Below are 17,329 nucleotides of genomic sequence, written 5' to 3' on the forward strand. Positions count from 1 at the left end.
GCGACGCTGGTTGTTACGATCGCAATATGGTGTATCTGTCGCAGGACTATATCGGCGAGCTTCCGAAGACGCATGCCTCGGTCTCGGAATTCGACTTGAGCTCGCTTCCTCGCGACCCGAACGAACTGTTCACCCAATGGTTCGAGGAGGCGGTGGCGCACGGTGTCGGTGACCCTTCCGCGGTGACAGTGGCCACTGTCGACGAACACGGCATGCCCGACGCGCGAATGGTCGACATCATTTCGCTTGACGAAAAAGGTTTCCACTTCGGCACCTCCGCGAAGACCGCAAAGGTGTCGCAACTGGAACAGGTGGGGGCTGCCGCGATGTGTTTTTGGTGGCAGCCATTGCGCAGGGCGGTCCGCGTGCGGGGCACCGCCTCGCGCCACTTTGGCGGTGAGCGCCTGAACGTGTGGTGCGTGAAGCCGGAGCACTTCGAATTCACCTTCCTGTGGGACGACCGGCTCCACTCGGATCGGGTAATTTACACGCTCGACGAATTCGACCACTGGGACCGCATCCGCCTGCAACGGTAGGTACCAGGGCTTACGCGCTCCAAGACTTCGTCTTTGCGAAGAAGCATGCCGCGATCGCACCCGCAGCCATGACCGCGCCGGGCAACCAAATCGAGGTGCCCATAGCAAGCGCGAACGGCTCGTGCAGAAACTCCGGCAGGACACCGGTGGTCTGTGTTGGCGCTGGGCCGGCGTCATCGCTGCCGAGGCGCGCATCCAGCTGTGCCGACATCATCGCCGCGATCGCTGCGGAGCCGATCACCGCGCCGATCTGACGGGTGGTGTTATACACACTCGAGCCCGCACCGGCCAAGCGCGGATCCAGGTTACGGGTGGCGATCATGGAAAGCGGCCCCCAGATCATGGAGTTGGCCACGCCGTAGACCACCGAGATTAGATACATCCAATTCGTGCTCACACCCGGATCGGTAATCATCGCGGTCGCACCGACGCTGAGCGCCCCTAAGGTCATGCCCGCGATGGCGAACGGTTTCGGGTCGTGGGTGTTGGTCAGCCTTCCGATGTAGGGCGACAAGAACCCCGAGACCAAACCAGACGGCAAGATGAGCAGCGCCGCGTGAGTCGGGGAGAGCTCTTGCACCGTCTGCACGTAGATCATCCACGGGATAACGTAGGTGGACACCGCAAACCCCACGGTGGAGATGGTCAGTGCTGCAAGCGAGAAGTTGCGGTCGTCGAACAGCGCGAGCGGCACCAGCGCATTGGTGGACTGGCGCGCCTGCCAACGGAAGAAGGCGACCATCGCGACGGCGCCGAAGGCGAGTAGGGCCCACACGCGCCAATCCCAGCCGAAGTGCTGCGCCTCCTGCACGCCGAAGACCAGGCAGAACATGCCGATGGCGCTGAGCACCACGCCGAGCCAGTCGAAGTGGCGGTTGGTTTGTTCGAGTTTGGGCACGAAGATCCACGCCAAGATGAGGCCCAGGATGCCGATGGGCACGTTGACGTAGAAGATCCAGGGCCAGCCGGCGGCGTCGACAAGCACCCCGCCCAAAAGCGGGCCGGTGACGGTGGCCAGGCCGGCTGTTGCGCCCCACACGCCCATCGCGCCGCCGCGCTCCTTCGGCGAGAACGTGCGGATCATCACCGACATCGTCTGCGGCGTGACCATCGCACCGCCCAAACCCTGGAACGCACGCGCCGCGATGAGGGCTGCGGACGTGTCCGCCAGCCCGCAGGCGAGCGAGGACACGGTGAAGATGAATAGCCCGATGAGGTAGATCGTGCGCGGGCCGAAGCGGTCGCCGAGGCGGCCGGTGATCAGAAGCGGCACCGCATAGGCGAGCAGATACGCGCTGTTGACCCACAGCACTTCGTTGTAGGAGGCGTCGAGGCCTTGCGAGATCGCCGGGATTGCCACCGAGACGATGGTGGAATCCACCAGAATCATGAAAAACCCGAGCATCATCGACCACAAGGCCGGCCACGGGGAAGTTTTCGATATCTGGTTCACCGGGCAGATGATACTGGGCTTGGGTGGGGAACTAAATCTGCAGCATCTGGCGCGCCTGCGGCGGCAGCATGTTCACCACCGGCTCCGGGATGTAATCCCTGATCAACGGGAACGCCAGCGCACCGGCTGCGCCGAGGGCCGCCAGCACACCGAGGACGATGCCGGCGGTGCGCAGCGCGCTGTGGTCCTCAGAGGAGAGGAACACCTCCGAGCTGCTGGACAACAAGGAGTCCTCCGCCTGCATGTCCGGGGTGTCGTCGTCGGCGTCGAACTCTTCGACCATGATCGCCTCCGGCTCCTGATAGGCGGTGTCGATGTCAATGCCGAAGAACTTGTCCAGGCCCTTTACGTTGAACTGGGTGGACATATAGCGTTCCTGGGTCTTCGTGTTCCACTGCGAAACGACGATGTCCATGTCGTCGATGTGCGAGCCCGGCACGATGTAGCCGCCGTAGGGCTGCGACCAGTTCTCCGGAGTCTGCTCACGAGACCACGGCCCGTTCTTGGCGACGGTGGCCACAGGCACGTCGTTCCAATTCTGCACCAGTGTGTCGGAAATGCGGACCTCGATAGCCAGCGTCTTCCGGTTGAACATTACGAGCACCCAGTGGCCGTCGATGTAGCGCAGGTTCATCTCGCCGGCCTGCACGCCGCTATCCAGAATCGGCGAAGCCACGTTGCCCCACTCACCGGTGGACGCGTTATAGAGCTCCCACTTGTATCGATCGCCGATATCTTCCGGCTTGAAGCGGGACAGGAACACCGAGTCTTCCCGCTTAAACTTCGTGGACATGACGTAGATATAGCCGTCCTGGCCCTTCTCCCAGGTGAGCAGGTCGCCCATGCCGTCGATGTAGTCGGCCCCCGTTACGGCGACCGACTGCCAGGTTTTGCCGTTGTTGGTGGACTTCCAGATCTGGGTGCGCAGCACGTTGCCGATGCCCTGGTTCCACATGCCCTGCATGTACAGCGTGCCGTCGATGTTGATCACGTCCGACGGGATCAAGGTCAGATTGTCGGCGCGGTAGTAAGAGACCAGGTTTTCCACCCGCTCGCCGGCGTTGAGTGGACGCACAATTTCAATGAAGCCGTCCTCGTTTCGCTTCGCCACCACACCGACCGGGCTGAGCCACTGGTGCTTGCCCTTGGTGATGGAGGTGCGGAACGAATCGCCGAACACCAGCGCGAACTCGTCGCTGTTGGTCAGCGGGGCCATGATGCCCAAGTCGCCCTCGCGGAACCCGGTGTGCGCCGAGTAGCGGCCGAGCAGGTCGTCCATGATTTGCACCGTGGTGCCGTCGGGCATGGTCACCGGCTCGGATGCGCGCTTTTCCGGCGGCTTGACCGGCGTGAACGTCTTCGGGGCGGAGCGTGACGACGACAGCGAGCTCAAGCTCGACTCCGCGGACGCGGTGACACAGACGGTGCCGGACATGACGAGGCTGCTGGCGGTGGCGGCGCAAATAAGCGACAGGTGGCGCGGGGAAAAACGCATGGGGAGAGGCCTTCTCAGACAAGTGGGGGATTGCGAATGAGACCCATTGAATGTAGCAAACGAAAACGGCCCCGGTGCGGTTCCGGAGCCGTGACGTTTTTCCTGTGCGTTGACTGGAAAGAGCTAGACCGCGTCGGTCTCGTGCGGGTCGTTGTCCGCGTCAGCCTTCGTCTCGTGGCGGGTGCCCGGCTTGTGCTCCGCGGGCGCGTAGATGGAGTAGAGCTTCGCCGGCTTGTCCGACTCGTTGACAAAATTGTGCCACTTGCCGGCCGGGACGAACGCTGCCCAGTCGGCGCCGACAGCCTGGTCGATGTCCAGGTCGTCCTCGGACGCGCCGATCTTGGCCACCAGCTCGCCTTCCTCGAGGCGGAGGAACTGATCGTGGTCGTCGTGAATCTCGGCGCCGATCTCCCCGCCGGCTGGGATGGTCATCACGGTCAGCTGCAGGTTCTTGCCGGTCCACAGAGTGTCGCGGAACGCCTCGTTGTCCAGCGTCGCCTTCTCAATGTCGACGACGTACGGGTTCGGTCCATGATCAGCCATAATCGCTCCTTCGGTTGGAATGGCGCTTACGCTTCCCACCATAGGGGCGTTTGCTTATCGACGATGCCGCCCACCGCGTCGCCGACCTCGCTTACGCCTTCTGAGCTGCACCTTCTCCACCTCAGTGAGGTAGCGCTCCTGCGGCTGGTCCTGTGCAACGGCTGTCGGCGCGGGAGTAGGCTCATCCTCTTCGGCCGGCGTTTCCGGCTCGTCGAGACGCGCGAACATCTCCGTCGGGGCCTCGAGCTCGTCGGGGCGGCCTTTGCCCTCAAGCGAGACGTAGCGCGCGGTGTGCTTCGGGCGGACCGTGTCCTGGGGATCTGTCGCGGCGTCGCGCTCGACGGTGACCGCCCAGCTGCCGTCCGGGAAGTCGATAATCTGCCAGGGCGTGATCGGGCGGATCGGTTCCGAGCTCAGCGGCGGCACGGTGTCCACGCCCTCTTCGGGCGCGCCTGCGTCCAGCGCCGCCATGCCGTTCAAAATGAGTGCCCGCGCCCACAGGGTGCCCCGGTCGAAGGCTCGCACCCATTCGGCTACTTCGTCTTCTGCCACGGTGCCTAAGACGTGGCCGTCGAGGGTGGCGACCACGGTGTCGTCGACAAGTTGCAGCCCCACGAACCACTGGCCGGGCGAGCGTTTGTCTAGCTCCGCGCCGTCGAACTCGCCTTCGGCGGTGTTGATGACGAGCATGTCGCCGGCGGGCAGCACCGCCGCGTCCTCTGGGGCGTTGTTGCGGGGGACAGCGAGTTGGGGCTCGGGGAGGAGGACATTGACCTCGAAGCGGCCGGCCTCGCGGTCGAGTTTCACCGCCGCCAACGTCACGGGTTTGAAAAAGGAGGAGTGGATGCGCTCGGTTTCGTCGAAAAGCGCGCGCCACTGCGGTGAAATCTCGCCGAGGACCGGGCCAGGCAGGTGGCCGGCGGCGGAGACGGGGTTGTGCACGCGCACCCGCCAGGAGGCGTTGAGCGGATTCGCCTCGAGCACAACCGGAACGTAAGTGGAGCCCCGGGTGCCTGCGAAATCAGTGAACAGAGCCGCCTGGGAGACGTGCTCGAGCGGGATTTCGACAGCTACGCCCCACGTCGACGGGGGCAGCGGGTAGAGCTTTTGGGCCATGGGCGCATTGTAGGCGCGCTAGGCGGCCGCCTTTTCAGTGTCCTCTTCACTGTCCTCAGCGCTGCTGTTGCCGCGAAGTTTGCCAAACGCGCCGACGATGGCAGCGATGGTAAAGCCCACGATAAGGCCAGCGACAAGGGAGACGCCGGTGTCGACGAGCCAGGCGGCAAAGCCCTCGCCGCCGACGAGCTCCTGGCCGCGGGTGATCAGGTCGTGCGGCCAGGTGAAGCCGAACACCTCGTCGAGGCCGCGGACGATGAGGTGGCCGCCGACCCAAAGCATGGCGACGGTGCCGACGACACCGATGATGTTGAGCACGTACGGCATGCCCTTGACCAGCGCTCGGCCGGTCTTCGGAGCGTTGCCGCGCTCGATCATGCCGCGGCCGATGTCGTCGATCTTCACCAACAGCGCCACCGCGCCGTAGACGGCCAGGGTGATGAAGATGCCCACCGCAATCAGTACGGCGGCTTCCATCCAGATGGACTGGTCTTTGACCTCGTCGAGTGCGATGATCATGATCTCCGCGGACAGGATGAGGTCGGTGCGGATCGCGCTGCTGACAAGGGAGTCCTCGTCCTGCTCGGACTTATTGACCGCTTGCTCTTCCTGTTCTTTGGAGTCGGTGGTGAGCTTGTGGATGATCTTCTCCGCGCCCTCGAAGCTCAGATACGCGCCGCCGAGCATGAGGATCGGGACGAGCGCCCACGGCGCGAACGCGTTGAGCAGCAGCGCGATCGGCAGAATGATGAGCAACTTGTTGCGCAGCGAGCCCTTGGTGATCTTCCAGATCATCGGCAGCTCGCGGGCCGGGGTGACGCCAGAGACGTACTGCGGGGTTACCGCCGTGTCGTCGATAACCACGCCCGCGGCCTTCGACGACGTCTTCGCGGTGAGTGTGGCGACGTCGTCGACACTCGCAGCCGCTTGGCGGGCGATGAGCGCGACGTCGTCGAGAAGAGCTAGCAGGCCACCGGCCATGAGGGTCCTTTCGGAGGAAGGGGACAGGTCGAGCAGGCGCGAACGCCACAAGCGCACAGTGTAAAACAAACCGACGATTGTCCACGACCACACCTATAGCGTGAAAGTTATTTGTGAAAACGCCACCAAAGACCTGAACGGTGTGCTGGAATACACGTACCTCAAAATGTGAACTGCGGAACATTGCCGAGTTTCCTGATTTGGTCGAAGGAGGCCACATGCAACTGAAAAAGACTGCGGCGATTCTCGGCGCGGGTGCGTTGACGCTTGGGCTGGTCGCCTGCAGCGATTCGTCCGAAAGCGCGGACAATGGTGGCGCGACCGGTGGCGACAACTACGTGCTGGTCAACGGCTCCGAGCCGCAGAACCCGCTGATTCCCGGCAACACCAACGAAACCGGTGGTGGACGCATCGTGGATCAGATCTACGCCGGACTTGTCTACTATGACGCCGACGGCGAAGTGCACAACGACCTGGCCGAGTCCATCGAGCCGGAAGGTGACGCCGGATACCGAGTCACCCTGAGGGACGCGAAGTGGTCCGACGGTACCGACGTGAAGGCGAGTGACTTCGTCGACGCGTGGAATTACGTTGTCGAAAATTCCCTGCTCGGCGCCTACCACTTCGAGCCGATTAGTGGGTACGAGGAAGGCAAGACGCTCGAGGGGCTCGAGGTTGTCGACGACAAGACCTTCACCATCGAGCTTTCGCAGCCGGAGGCTGACTTCCCGAGCAGGCTCGGGTATGCCTCCTACTACCCGCTGCACCCGTCGGCGTACGACGATTTCGACGCATACGGCGAGAACCCGATCTCCAACGGCCCGTACAAGCTGGAGGAGTGGAACCACAACCAGAATGCACTGGTTGTTCCGAACGGGGAGTACGACGGACCGCGCAAGGCGCAAAACGACGGCCTTGACTACGTCTTCTACGCACAGCAGGATGCAGCGTACGCGGATCTGTTGTCCGGCAACCTCGACGTGCTTGACGCGATTCCGGATTCTGCGTTCTCCACCTTTGAAGATGAGCTGGGGGAGCGCGCGGTGAACCAGCCGGCCGCGATCTTCCAGTCGATCACGATCGGCGAAAATGCCGACCACTTCTCTGGTGAGGAGGGCGCGCTTCGTCGTCAAGCAATCTCGCGTGCGATCGACCGCGAGGGGATCACGGAGACCATCTTCGACGGCACCCGCACCCCAGCGACCGACTTCACCTCGCCGGTCCTGCCGGGCCACTCCGACAGCCTCGAGGGTGCTGAAGTGCTGGAGTACGATCCGGAGGAAGCCAAGCGACTGTGGGCTGAAGCGGAGGCGATTGCGCCGTTCGAGGGTGAGTTCACCATCGCTTACAACGCCGACGGCGGACACCAGGCATGGGTGGATGCGGTGACCAACTCCATCCGCAACACGCTCGGCATCGAGGCGACCGGCAACGCGTACCCGGACTTCAAGTCGCTGCGTGACGACGTGACCGAGCGCACCATCGACGGGGCGTTCCGTACCGGCTGGCAGGCGGACTACCCGCTGCTGAGCAACTTCCTTGGTCCCCTCTACGGCACCGGCGCAGGATCCAACGACGGCGACTACTCCAACCCGGAGTTTGATGACCTGTTGAAGAAGGCCAACGGCGCTGAGAACCAAGAGGCGGCGGTCGATGACCTCAACGCGGCCCAGGAAATCTTGCTGCAGGATCTGCCCGCAATCCCGCTGTGGTACTCGAACCTGACCGGTGGATCTTCTGAGGACGTGGACAACGTTGTCTTCGGTTGGAACCAGGTCCCGTTGTACTACCAGATCACGAAGAATTAGGCCGCGGCCCTATGAATTAGATTCACGGCGCCAAAGCAGACCGCACTGTCCACATCTGCCCTGGGTTGTGGCGGCGCGGTCTATTTTTTGCGCGCGTTCCCGACTTTTCTTTCGCGTTACCGAATTATGGGAACGTGCAATTGTTGTGGTGAACTCCTTATAGACCGCTGAGTGTCCCAGGACACACACTCGGCGGAGCCCGAAAAAGAAGGAGTCAAGGTGCACATCAAGAAAGCAGTAGCCGTTCTCGGCGCCAGCGCACTGACGCTTGGCCTCGCCGCGTGCGGCAGCGACTCAGCCGACAACGCAGCCGACGGCGGCAACGGCGGCGACAAATACATCCTGGTCAACGGTTCCGAGCCGCAGCGTCCGCTGCTGCCGGGCGACACCAACGAGACCGGCGGCGGCCGCATCACCGACGTGCTCTACGCCGGCCTGACCTACTACGACAAGGACGGCGAGAGCCACAACGAGCTCGCCGAGTCCATCGAGCCGGAAGGTGAGAAGTCCTACCGCGTCACGCTGAAGGACACTAAGTGGGCCGACGGCACTCCGGTGACGGCGAACGACTTCGTCGACGCGTGGAACTACGCTGTTGAGAACTCGCAGATGAACTCGTCCTTCTTCGAGCCGATCAAGGGCTACGAGGATGGCAAGCCGCTCGAGGGCCTTGAGGTTGTCGACGACAAGACCTTCACCATCGAGCTCGAGCAGCCGGAAGCGGACTTCCCGCAGCGCCTCGGCTACGTCGCCTACGCGCCGCTGCATCCGTCCGCCTTCGACGATATGGAAGCCTACGGCGAGAACCCGATTGCCAACGGCCCGTACAAGCTGTTGGAGTGGAACCACAACCAGGACGCCATTGTGGTGCCGAACGAGGAGTACCAGGGCGACCGCAAGGCGCAGAACGACGGCGTGAACTTCGTCTTCTACGCCCAGCAGGACGCCGCGTACGCGGACCTACTCTCCGGCAACCTCGACGTGCTCGACGCCGTACCGGACTCCGCAATGTCCAACTTTGAAGAGGAGCTCGGCGAGCGTGCCGTTAACCAGCCGGCTGCCGCGTTCCAGTCGGTGACCCTCAACGAGAACGAGGAGCACTTCGGCGGCGAGGAAGGCAAGCTGCGTCGCCAGGCGATCTCGAGGGCGATCGACCGCGACGAGATCACCCAGACCATTTTTGAAGGCACCCGCACCCCGGCGACCGACTTCGCCGCTCCGGTCATCCCGGGTCACTCGGACAACCTCGAGGGCGTCGACGTGCTCAAGTACGACCCGGAAGAAGCGAAGCGTCTCTGGGAGGCCGCCGACAAGATCAACAAGTTCGACGGTGAGCTCGAGATCTCCTACAACGCCGACGGCGGCCACCAGGCCTGGGTCGACGCGGTCGCGAACTCCATCCGTAACGCCATCGGCGTTGAGGCCGTGGGCAATGCGTACCCGGACTTCAAGTCGCTTCTCGACGACATGGACAACGACGCGGTCAAGGGCGCGTTCCGTACCGGCTGGAGCGCGGACTACCCGTCGCTGGGTAACTTCCTGATCCCGCTGTACAGCACCAACGGATCGTCCAACTACGCCCGCTACTCCAACCCGGCTGTGGACACCCTGCTGTCGGAAGCGGCGTCTGCCGAGTCCCCGGAGGCGGCAGCGGAGAAGTACAACGAGGTCCAGACGGTTCTGTTTGAGGATCTGCCGGCGATCCCGCTGTGGTACTCGAACGTGACCGGTGGTTACTCGGAGAACGTGGAGAATGTCGAATTCTCCTGGCGTTCGCTGCCGGAGCTGCACCAGATCACCAAAAACTAAGTGGTAATTTAAACAACCACGCAGGGTGACCCGTTCGCGTTTTGCGGCGGGTCATTACTTGCATCACACCCGTTATGGTTTTCGTACCCAAACATGTTGAAAAGGAGAGCCCGGAACCATGCTGCGTTATATAGGGCGGCGGCTGCTCCAAATGATCCCCGTGTTCTTCGGGGCCACCTTGTTGCTCTACGCCCTCGTCTTCCTCATGCCGGGCGACCCTGTGCAGGCGCTCGGTGGCGACCGCGGCCTGTCCGAGGCTGCGCGTGCCCGCATCGAAGCGGAATACAACCTGGATAAGCCGTTTCTCGTCCAGTACCTGCTCTACATCAAGGGCATCTTCATGGGCGATTTCGGCAAGACCTTCTCCGGCCAGCCGGTGTCGTCGGTCATGGCGAATGCGTTCCCCGTGACCATCAAGCTCGGTTTGATGGCGCTCGCGTTCGAAGCCGTCTTCGGCATCATCTTCGGCGTCATCGCCGGTGTGCGCCGCGGCGGAATCTTCGACTCCACGATTCTCGTCGCTTCGCTCATCGTTATCGCGATCCCGTCGTTTGTCATCGGCTTCGTCCTGCAGTACCTCCTCGGCGTGAAATGGGGAGTGCTGCCCGCCACCGTGGGACGCAACGAGTCCTTTACGGCGCTGCTCATGCCGGCAATCGTGCTGGGAGCGCTGTCGTGTGCCTATGTGATCAGGCTGACGCGCCAGTCCGTGAGTGAGAACCTGCGAGCCGACTACGTGCGCACCGCCCGCGCGAAGGGCTTGAGCGAGGGCACCGTGATGCAGCGCCACGTGCTGCGCAACTCGATGATCCCCGTGGTCACCTTCCTCGGCGCCGACCTGGGCGCACTGATGGGTGGCGCGATTGTCACCGAGGGCATCTTCGGCATCAACGGCATCGGTGGCCAGATCTACCAGTCGATCATCAAGGGTGAGCCCGCCACCGTGGTGTCGATCACGACGGTGCTCGTGATCATTTACATCATCGCCAACCTGCTCGTTGACCTGCTCTACGCAGTACTCGACCCAAGGATCCGCTATGACTAATTCCATTCCACAACCCGGTCTCACGTCAGACCGCACGCTCACCAACGCCAGGGTGCTGCGCGGACAGGAATACTTTGTCGCAGACACCGACGAAACGGGCCTCGGCGCCGTCGATGCCGTGCCGGAGGCGGGTACTCCGACGAGCCAGTGGTCGGAAGCCTGGCACTACCTGCGCCGCCGCCCGCTGTTCTGGATCTCCGCGGTCCTCATCGTGCTCGCGATTGCCATCGCGCTGTTCCCGGGGCTGTTCACCAGCACGGACCCGCGCGAGTGCATGCTCTCACGCTCGCTCAATGGGCCGGAGGACGGCCACATCTTCGGCTTCGACCGTCAAGGCTGCGACATTTACTCGCGCATGATCTACGGCGCCCGCGCGTCCGTCACCGTCGGTGTGTTGACCACGCTGATTGTCACCGTCCTCGGTGGTCTGGTCGGCGCGATCGCCGGCTACTTCGGCGGTATTTGGGACACCCTGCTGTCGCGTCTGACCGACATCTTCTTCGCAGTGCCGCTCGTGCTCGCCGCGATCGTCGTGATGTCCATGTTCCAGGACCGCCGCTCCATCTGGATGGTGGTCTTCGCGCTGTCGATGTTCGGCTGGACCCAGATCGCGCGCATCACCCGCGGTGCCGTGATGGGCATTAAGAACGACGAGTTCGTCACCGCCGCACGTGCTGTGGGCGCGAGCGACTGGAAGATCATCACCTCCCACATCCTGCCCAACGCCGCAGCACCCGTGATCGTGTACGCCACGGTCGCGCTCGGCCAGTTCATCGTCGCGGAGGCGACCCTGTCGTTCCTGGGTATCGGTCTGCCGTCGACGGTGGTGTCCTGGGGCGGCGACATTTCGGCTGCGCAGGCGTCGCTACGCACGGAGCCGATGGTGCTGTTCTACCCGGCAATTGCGCTCGCACTGACGGTGCTGAGCTTCATCATGATGGGCGACGTCGTGCGCGACGCCCTTGATCCGAAGGCGAGGAAGCGATGACCACCGCAATTGGTAACGACAACAACGCCAACGGCAACGTCCCAGAGCCGCTCCTCGAGGTCGAGGACCTGCGCATCACGTTCGAGTCCTCCACCGGTGTGGTCGAGGCGGTGCGCGACTTCGACCTGACCATCTACCCGGGCCAGAAGGTGGCCATCGTGGGCGAGTCCGGCTCCGGCAAGTCCACCTCGGCTATGGCCGTGCTGGGTCTTCTCCCCGGCACCGGCAAGGTCACGCAGGGTTCGATCAAGCTGCGTGGCGAAGAACTCACCGGCCTGGACGAGAAGGGCTGGCAGAAGGTCCGCGGCAACAGGATCGGCTTGGTGCCGCAGGATCCGATGTCCAACCTGAATCCGGTGTGGCGCATCGGTACACAGGTAGAGGAGTCGCTCAAGGCGAACAACATCGTGGAGGGCTCCGAGCGCCACCAGCGCGTCATCGAGCTCCTCGAGCACGCCGGCCTGCCGGATGCGGAGCGCCGTGCGACGCAGTTCCCGCACGAGTTCTCCGGCGGTATGCGCCAGCGCGCGCTCATCGCGATGGGCCTGGCCGCCAACCCGGAGCTGCTCATTGCTGACGAGCCGACCTCGGCCCTCGACGTGACCGTGCAAAAGCGCATCCTGGACCACCTTGAGACGCTCACGCAGGAGTCGCAGACTGCGCTGCTGTTCATCACGCACGACCTCGGCCTGGCCGCCGAGCGCGCCGACCACCTGCTGGTCATGCACCGCGGCCGCGTGGTCGAGCGTGGCCCGAGCCTGGACATACTGCGCAACCCGAAGCACCCGTACACCCGCAGGCTTGTCGACGCCGCACCGTCGCTCGCCGCCGCCCGCACCCAGGCCGCCTCCACCGGCGAAAGCGCGAAGGCGGTGGAGACCACACCGGAGGACGTGGTCATCCGCGTGAACAATCTGGTCAAGGAGTTCGATGTCCGCGGCCAGAAGGCGGACAAGAAGGTGTTGCGCGCCGTAGACGAGGTGTCCTTCGACCTGCGCCGCGGCACCACACTCGCGCTCGTCGGCGAGTCCGGCTCCGGTAAGTCCACCGTGGCCAATATGGCGCTGAGTCTGCTCGAGCCGACCAGCGGCACCGTGTACTTCGAGGGCCAGGACATCTCGAAGTTGAGCCGCAAGGAGCTCTTCAACATCCGCCGCAAGATGCAGGTGGTGTTCCAGAACCCGTACGGCTCGCTCGACCCGATGTTTTCCATCTACCGCTGCATCGAGGAGCCGTTGCGCCTGCACAAGGTGGGCAACCGCAAGCAGCGCGAGGCCCGCGTGGCGGAGCTGCTGGACAAGGTGCAGATGCCGCGCTCCGCGATGCGCCGATACCCCAACGAGCTCTCCGGCGGTCAGCGCCAGCGCATCGCGATTGCGCGTGCAATGGCGCTCGACCCGGAGGTCATTGTGCTCGACGAGGCGGTCTCGGCCCTCGACGTGCTGGTCCAGGACCAGATCCTCACCCTGCTCAAGGAGCTCCAGGCGGAGATGGACCTGTCCTATCTGTTCATCACCCACGACCTCGCGGTGGTGCGCGAGACCGCCGACGACATCGTGGTCATGCGCCAGGGCAAGGTGGTGGAGCAGGGCCCCGCGGACGCGATCTTCGACACCCCGCAGGAGGAGTACACCCGCAACCTGATCGATTCCGTGCCGGGCCTCAACATCGAGTTGGGCCGCGGCTAGGAGCCATTTGCTTATCGACGACGCCACGCAGCCGGCCTGCGGACGTCGTCGATAAGCATGTCTGGGCCATGTTGTAGCATCGCCGGAGAACTGAACACTGCACGGGAGCTGCGTTGCAGCTGAGATGCCGGTTGACGGCGAACCGTAGAACCTGATCCGGGTAATGCCGGCGCGAGGAAGGAAGATTATGACGAAGAACTATTCGTGGCGTGTGATCGACATTGTCACCGCCGCTGTGTTGGGTGTGGCCTGCGGCCTGCTGTTTTGGGTGTGGAACAGCATCGGCTACGCGGGGTTTAAGGCGCTCGACGCCCTGACCCCGGGCCTGGGTGGGCTGGTCACCGGTATCTGGTTTACCGGCGGTGTGCTCGGTGGCCTGATCATCCGCAAGCCGGGCGCCGCGGTGTTCGTCGAGGTAGTTGCTGCTTCTGTGTCGGCCGTGCTGGGGAGCCAGTGGGGCATTGAGACCTTGTACTCGGGCCTGGCGCAGGGCTTCGGCGCGGAGCTGCTGTTTTTGATCTTCGCTTACCGCCGCTTCGATCTGCCGGTCGCCGTACTTTCCGGCATTGGTGCCGGTGTCGGCGCGTTCATCTTGGAGCTGTTTCTCACGCCGAACCTGGCGATGAGCCTGCAGTTCAACCTCATCTACCTGGCCTGCCTGATCATTTCCGGCGCGATCCTTGCCGGCGTGTTCTCGTACTACCTGGTCAAGGCGCTGGCGAAGACCGGCGCGCTGGACCGCTTCGGCGCCGGCCGCGAGCGCTTCGACCAGGCTGCGTAAATGGCGCCGGTCATCCGCGCCCGGGGGCTGACCTACCAGCACGCGACGCGTCCAGAGCCCGCATTTTCCGGCGTCGACCTCGACGTCGAGCGCGGCGAGCGCATCCTGATCACCGGAGATTCCGGCTCCGGGAAATCGACGCTGCTCGCGGTGATCGCACGGCTTATCGACGACTCCGAGGACGGCAGCCGCGCCGGCACCCTGGACGTCGACGGGACCGTCGGGATGGTGCTGCAGGATCCCGAGGCACAGACCATTTTGTCCCGCGTGGGCGACGATGTCGCTTTCGGCGCGGAGAACCTCGGCGTGCCCCGCGACGAGATTTGGCGCCGTGTCGAGGTAGCGCTGGACGATGTCGGCCTCGACGTGCCACTCGACCACCGCACCGCGCACCTATCCGGCGGGCAGAAGCAGCGCCTCGCCCTTGCTGGGGTGCTGGCGATGGGCTCCGACATCCTCGTGCTCGATGAGCCGACCGCGAACCTCGACCCACACGGCCGAGACGAGGTGATCAATGCCGTCGACCGCGTGTGCAAACGCACCGGCGCGACCCTGATCGTGGTCGAGCACCGCCCGAAGCACTGGGCGCACGTAGTGGACACCTACTATCGCCTGGACCGCGACGGACTGCGCCGCATCACTGCCGAGGAGCTTCCGGACGCACCGCCGCTGCCCCCGGCAAAGGACGTCCCATCTGATGTGCAGGACGCCGTGGCCACGAATAATCTGCTCACGCGTTTTGGCCCGCCGCGCACGGTTCGCGCACCGGAGGGCTACTCGACCGTGATCACCGGCGAGAACGGCTCCGGCAAAACCACGCTTGTGCAGGTACTCGCGGGTCTGACACCGCCGGAGCGCGGCGTGGTGGAGTACTCCGAAACGATCCGCCAGGGGTTGACCAAGCCGTCGATTGACTGGTCGTCGAAGCACCTGGCCAGCCGCATCGGCTACGTGTTTCAGGAGCCGGAGCACCAGTTCGTCACCGCCACCGTGCGCGAGGAGATGGCACTGTCCGGTGCGCCGCAGGAGCGTATCGACGACCTCCTGCACCGCCTCCGCCTCGACCACCTGGTCACCGCGAACCCGTTCACCCTCTCCGGCGGGGAGAAGCGCCGCCTGTCGGTGGCTACCGCTTTGGTCAACGCCCCGCAATTGCTCATCCTGGACGAGCCGACGTTCGGCCAGGACGACCGCACCTTCGTGGAACTTGTCGGCCTGATCCGGGAACTGACGGACAACGGCGTCACGGTCATCTCGATCACCCACGACGAGGCGTTCATCGCCTCACTCGGCGACCACACCGAGCACATCACGGCGGGGGAGAGCTAGCCCATGAACCTGTTGGCCAATATCAACCCCGTCACGCGCATCCTCGGCTTGGCGCTGCTGACCACGCCGCTGATGTTCACCATCGACTGGGTCTCCGCCACTTTCGTGCTCGCCTTCACTGTGGTCATGGTGCCGCTGTGCGGTTTGAGTTACGGCCGCTTTTTCAAAAGGGCACTGCCGATCCTCATCGTCGCGCCACTGGCAGGCATTCCGATGGCGCTCTACGGACAAGCGGGCGGCGAGACTTACTTCGAGTGGGGGCTCGTCCACGTCACCGAGTTGTCGGTGTCGCTCGCGTGGGCCGTCATCCTGCGCGTACTCGCGATCGCGCTACCTGTTGTCCTCCTGTCCGTCGACGTGGATCCCACCGACCTTGGCGACGGCCTGTCGCAGGTGCTGCACTTACCGGAACGCTTTGTCATCGGCGCGGTTGCAGCGCTTCGCATGCTCACCCTGCTTCGCGACGACCTCGACGCCATGCGCCGCTCCCGCCGCGCCAGAGGCATCGCCGACCAGGGCAAGATCAAGTATTGGTTCTCCTTGTCGTTCGGGCTGCTCGTGATGTCATTGCGCCGCGCAGGAAAACTCGCCACCGCCATGGAAGCCCGCGCCTTCGGTGGGCCGACGACACGGTCCTGGGCGCGCGAATCCAAACTGCACACTCGCGACTGGATCGTCATGGCGGTCTGTCTCGGTACCGCGCTTGTCGCCCTCGGCGTCGCGTGGATTACCGGGGATCTACGCCCGGTGTGGTCGGTGCGATGACTTACACGCTGCTGATCGACGGCGCCTCCGGGTCCGGCAAGACCACCCTCGCCGGCCAGATCGGCGACGCGCTGGGCATTCGCGTGGTGCACCTCGACGATTTCTATCCGGGCTGGTACGGCCTGCAAGAAGGTGCCGCGATGGTGGCGCGCGACGTGCTGCACCCGGTGCGCCCCGGATACTGGCGGTGGGACTGGTACCGGCACCGCCGCGCCGAGTGGGTGCCGCTCGAACCGGGGGAGGATCTCGTGGTGGAAGGGGTTGGGGCGGTCACGGAGTCGTCGATACGCGCTGCCCGGATGCGCGGGGACGTGGACACGATCCGGGTGACCGCGGACGAGAACACGAGAAAAGCCCGGGCGCTTGCGCGGGACCCGGGCTACGTCCTGTGGTGGCAGATGTGGGCGCGGCAGGAGGCGGCGCTGGCGAAAATGCCGGTAGACGTGGAAGTTATGCGCCGACCGGAGTGAGCTCGACCTTGTCGGCCCAGGTTAGTTCGATGCCGAGGGCGCGCAGCCACTCCATCGCGTCGTCGCCGTGGCGGGTAATGCCCTCGACCGCGTTCAGGGTGACGTCCATGGCCTTCTCGGCGTCCTCGGCGGTGATGAGGCCGGCGGAGGTGGCGGCGGCGAGCTCGTCGATGTCGAGCACGTCGATTGGGTTGCCAGTCAACGACACCAGGTCGACGTAGAGGTCGCGGGTGCTCCACACGTCGCCGTCGACGTCGATATCCGCGATGTCGAAGTAGAAGTCCTGCGCGCGCTCGGCGCCTTCGCGGTAGTGGAAGATGTTCGCGCGCAGACCCAGCTCGGGCAACAGCCAGCTCTCCAGGTACCCGAACTCCGGGTGGTTCGCGCCGCGGGCCATGTAGAGGCCGAAGTCGGTGACGCGGAACGTGTCCACCTCGCGCAGGAAACCCTTCGGGTCGGTGTTGATGTTGGCAGCCGTGTCGAAGGTCTCTTGCTTGACGGGGTGCAGGTCGACGCTCATCG

At 64.1% G+C, this 17,329-nt stretch carries 16 protein-coding genes and 1 riboswitch; of the genes, 10 read left to right on the plus strand and 6 right to left on the minus strand.

The window, feature by feature from the left end; all coding sequences use genetic code 11:
- Positions 1 to 26: 26 nt before the first annotated feature.
- Entirely contained in the window at positions 27 to 536 is a 510-nt protein-coding gene (locus tag IAU68_RS04405) for a pyridoxamine 5'-phosphate oxidase family protein (RefSeq protein ID WP_171193552.1), read from the plus strand.
- Between the two features lie 10 nt (positions 537 to 546).
- Here IAU68_RS04405 and IAU68_RS04410 read toward each other — a convergent pair whose 3' ends face one another.
- From IAU68_RS04410 to IAU68_RS04430, 5 genes are all read right to left on the minus strand, one after another.
- Positions 547 to 1,989: a DHA2 family efflux MFS transporter permease subunit gene (locus IAU68_RS04410; protein ID WP_231699093.1), complete on the minus strand. Its 1,443-nt coding sequence runs from the start codon at positions 1,987 to 1,989 to the stop codon at positions 547 to 549.
- 31 nt (positions 1,990 to 2,020) lie between these two features.
- Positions 2,021 to 3,484: a DUF4185 domain-containing protein gene (locus tag IAU68_RS04415; protein ID WP_231699094.1), complete on the minus strand. Its 1,464-nt coding sequence runs from the start codon at positions 3,482 to 3,484 to the stop codon at positions 2,021 to 2,023.
- Between the two features lie 123 nt (positions 3,485 to 3,607).
- Positions 3,608 to 4,027, minus strand: a complete 420-nt coding sequence (locus tag IAU68_RS04420; RefSeq protein WP_171193551.1) for a cupin domain-containing protein — start codon at positions 4,025 to 4,027, stop codon at positions 3,608 to 3,610.
- 54 nt (positions 4,028 to 4,081) lie between these two features.
- The gene (locus IAU68_RS04425) at positions 4,082 to 5,143 is read right to left on the minus strand and encodes a hypothetical protein (RefSeq protein WP_171193550.1); all 1,062 of its coding nucleotides are present in this window, start codon (positions 5,141 to 5,143) and stop codon (positions 4,082 to 4,084) included.
- An 18-nt stretch (positions 5,144 to 5,161) separates the two neighbouring features.
- Positions 5,162 to 6,124 (minus strand): DUF808 domain-containing protein, encoded by a 963-nt coding sequence (locus IAU68_RS04430; RefSeq protein ID WP_171193654.1) that lies wholly within the window; start codon positions 6,122 to 6,124, stop codon positions 5,162 to 5,164.
- A gap of 218 nt (positions 6,125 to 6,342) precedes the next feature.
- Between IAU68_RS04430 and IAU68_RS04435 the strand changes: the two genes are divergently transcribed.
- From IAU68_RS04435 to IAU68_RS04475, 9 genes are all read left to right on the plus strand, one after another.
- Entirely contained in the window at positions 6,343 to 7,932 is a 1,590-nt protein-coding gene (locus IAU68_RS04435) for a peptide ABC transporter substrate-binding protein (protein ID WP_171193549.1), read from the plus strand.
- Between the two features lie 219 nt (positions 7,933 to 8,151).
- On the plus strand, positions 8,152 to 9,741 hold the full coding sequence (locus IAU68_RS04440; RefSeq protein ID WP_171193548.1) for a peptide ABC transporter substrate-binding protein: 1,590 nt from the start codon (positions 8,152 to 8,154) through the stop codon (positions 9,739 to 9,741).
- Between the two features lie 118 nt (positions 9,742 to 9,859).
- The gene (locus tag IAU68_RS04445) at positions 9,860 to 10,786 is read left to right on the plus strand and encodes an ABC transporter permease (protein WP_171193547.1); all 927 of its coding nucleotides are present in this window, start codon (positions 9,860 to 9,862) and stop codon (positions 10,784 to 10,786) included.
- Positions 10,779 to 11,774: an ABC transporter permease gene (locus IAU68_RS04450; protein WP_171193546.1), complete on the plus strand. Its 996-nt coding sequence runs from the start codon at positions 10,779 to 10,781 to the stop codon at positions 11,772 to 11,774. The genes IAU68_RS04445 and IAU68_RS04450 overlap by 8 nt, the downstream gene beginning before the upstream one ends.
- Entirely contained in the window at positions 11,771 to 13,462 is a 1,692-nt protein-coding gene (locus IAU68_RS04455) for an ABC transporter ATP-binding protein (protein WP_171193545.1), read from the plus strand. Before IAU68_RS04450 ends, IAU68_RS04455 begins: the two co-directional genes overlap by 4 nt.
- A 91-nt stretch (positions 13,463 to 13,553) precedes the next feature.
- A riboswitch (TPP riboswitch) is annotated at positions 13,554 to 13,659 on the plus strand.
- Positions 13,650 to 14,243 carry an ECF transporter S component gene (locus tag IAU68_RS04460; RefSeq protein ID WP_231699095.1) on the plus strand — a complete coding sequence of 198 codons (594 nt, stop codon included), beginning with the start codon at positions 13,650 to 13,652 and terminating at the stop codon, positions 14,241 to 14,243. It overlaps the preceding riboswitch by 10 nt.
- Positions 14,244 to 15,572: an ABC transporter ATP-binding protein gene (locus IAU68_RS04465; RefSeq protein ID WP_171193543.1), complete on the plus strand. Its 1,329-nt coding sequence runs from the start codon at positions 14,244 to 14,246 to the stop codon at positions 15,570 to 15,572.
- A gap of 3 nt (positions 15,573 to 15,575) precedes the next feature.
- The gene (locus IAU68_RS04470; protein ID WP_171193542.1) at positions 15,576 to 16,337 is read left to right on the plus strand and encodes an energy-coupling factor transporter transmembrane component T family protein; all 762 of its coding nucleotides are present in this window, start codon (positions 15,576 to 15,578) and stop codon (positions 16,335 to 16,337) included.
- A complete protein-coding gene (locus tag IAU68_RS04475; RefSeq protein WP_171193541.1) occupies positions 16,334 to 16,807 on the plus strand; it encodes a nucleoside/nucleotide kinase family protein in 474 nt (157 codons plus the stop codon). The genes IAU68_RS04470 and IAU68_RS04475 overlap by 4 nt, the downstream gene beginning before the upstream one ends.
- On the opposite strand, the gene IAU68_RS04480 is transcribed toward IAU68_RS04475, so the two are convergent.
- Positions 16,788 to 17,327 carry a DUF402 domain-containing protein gene (locus IAU68_RS04480; RefSeq protein WP_171193540.1) on the minus strand — a complete coding sequence of 180 codons (540 nt, stop codon included), beginning with the start codon at positions 17,325 to 17,327 and terminating at the stop codon, positions 16,788 to 16,790. The genes IAU68_RS04475 and IAU68_RS04480 overlap by 20 nt on opposite strands.
- Positions 17,328 to 17,329: the final 2 nt, after the last annotated feature.

The sequence above is a fragment of the Corynebacterium lujinxingii genome, assembly GCF_014490555.1.
Taxonomy (GTDB): Bacteria; Actinomycetota; Actinomycetes; order Mycobacteriales; family Mycobacteriaceae; genus Corynebacterium; species Corynebacterium lujinxingii.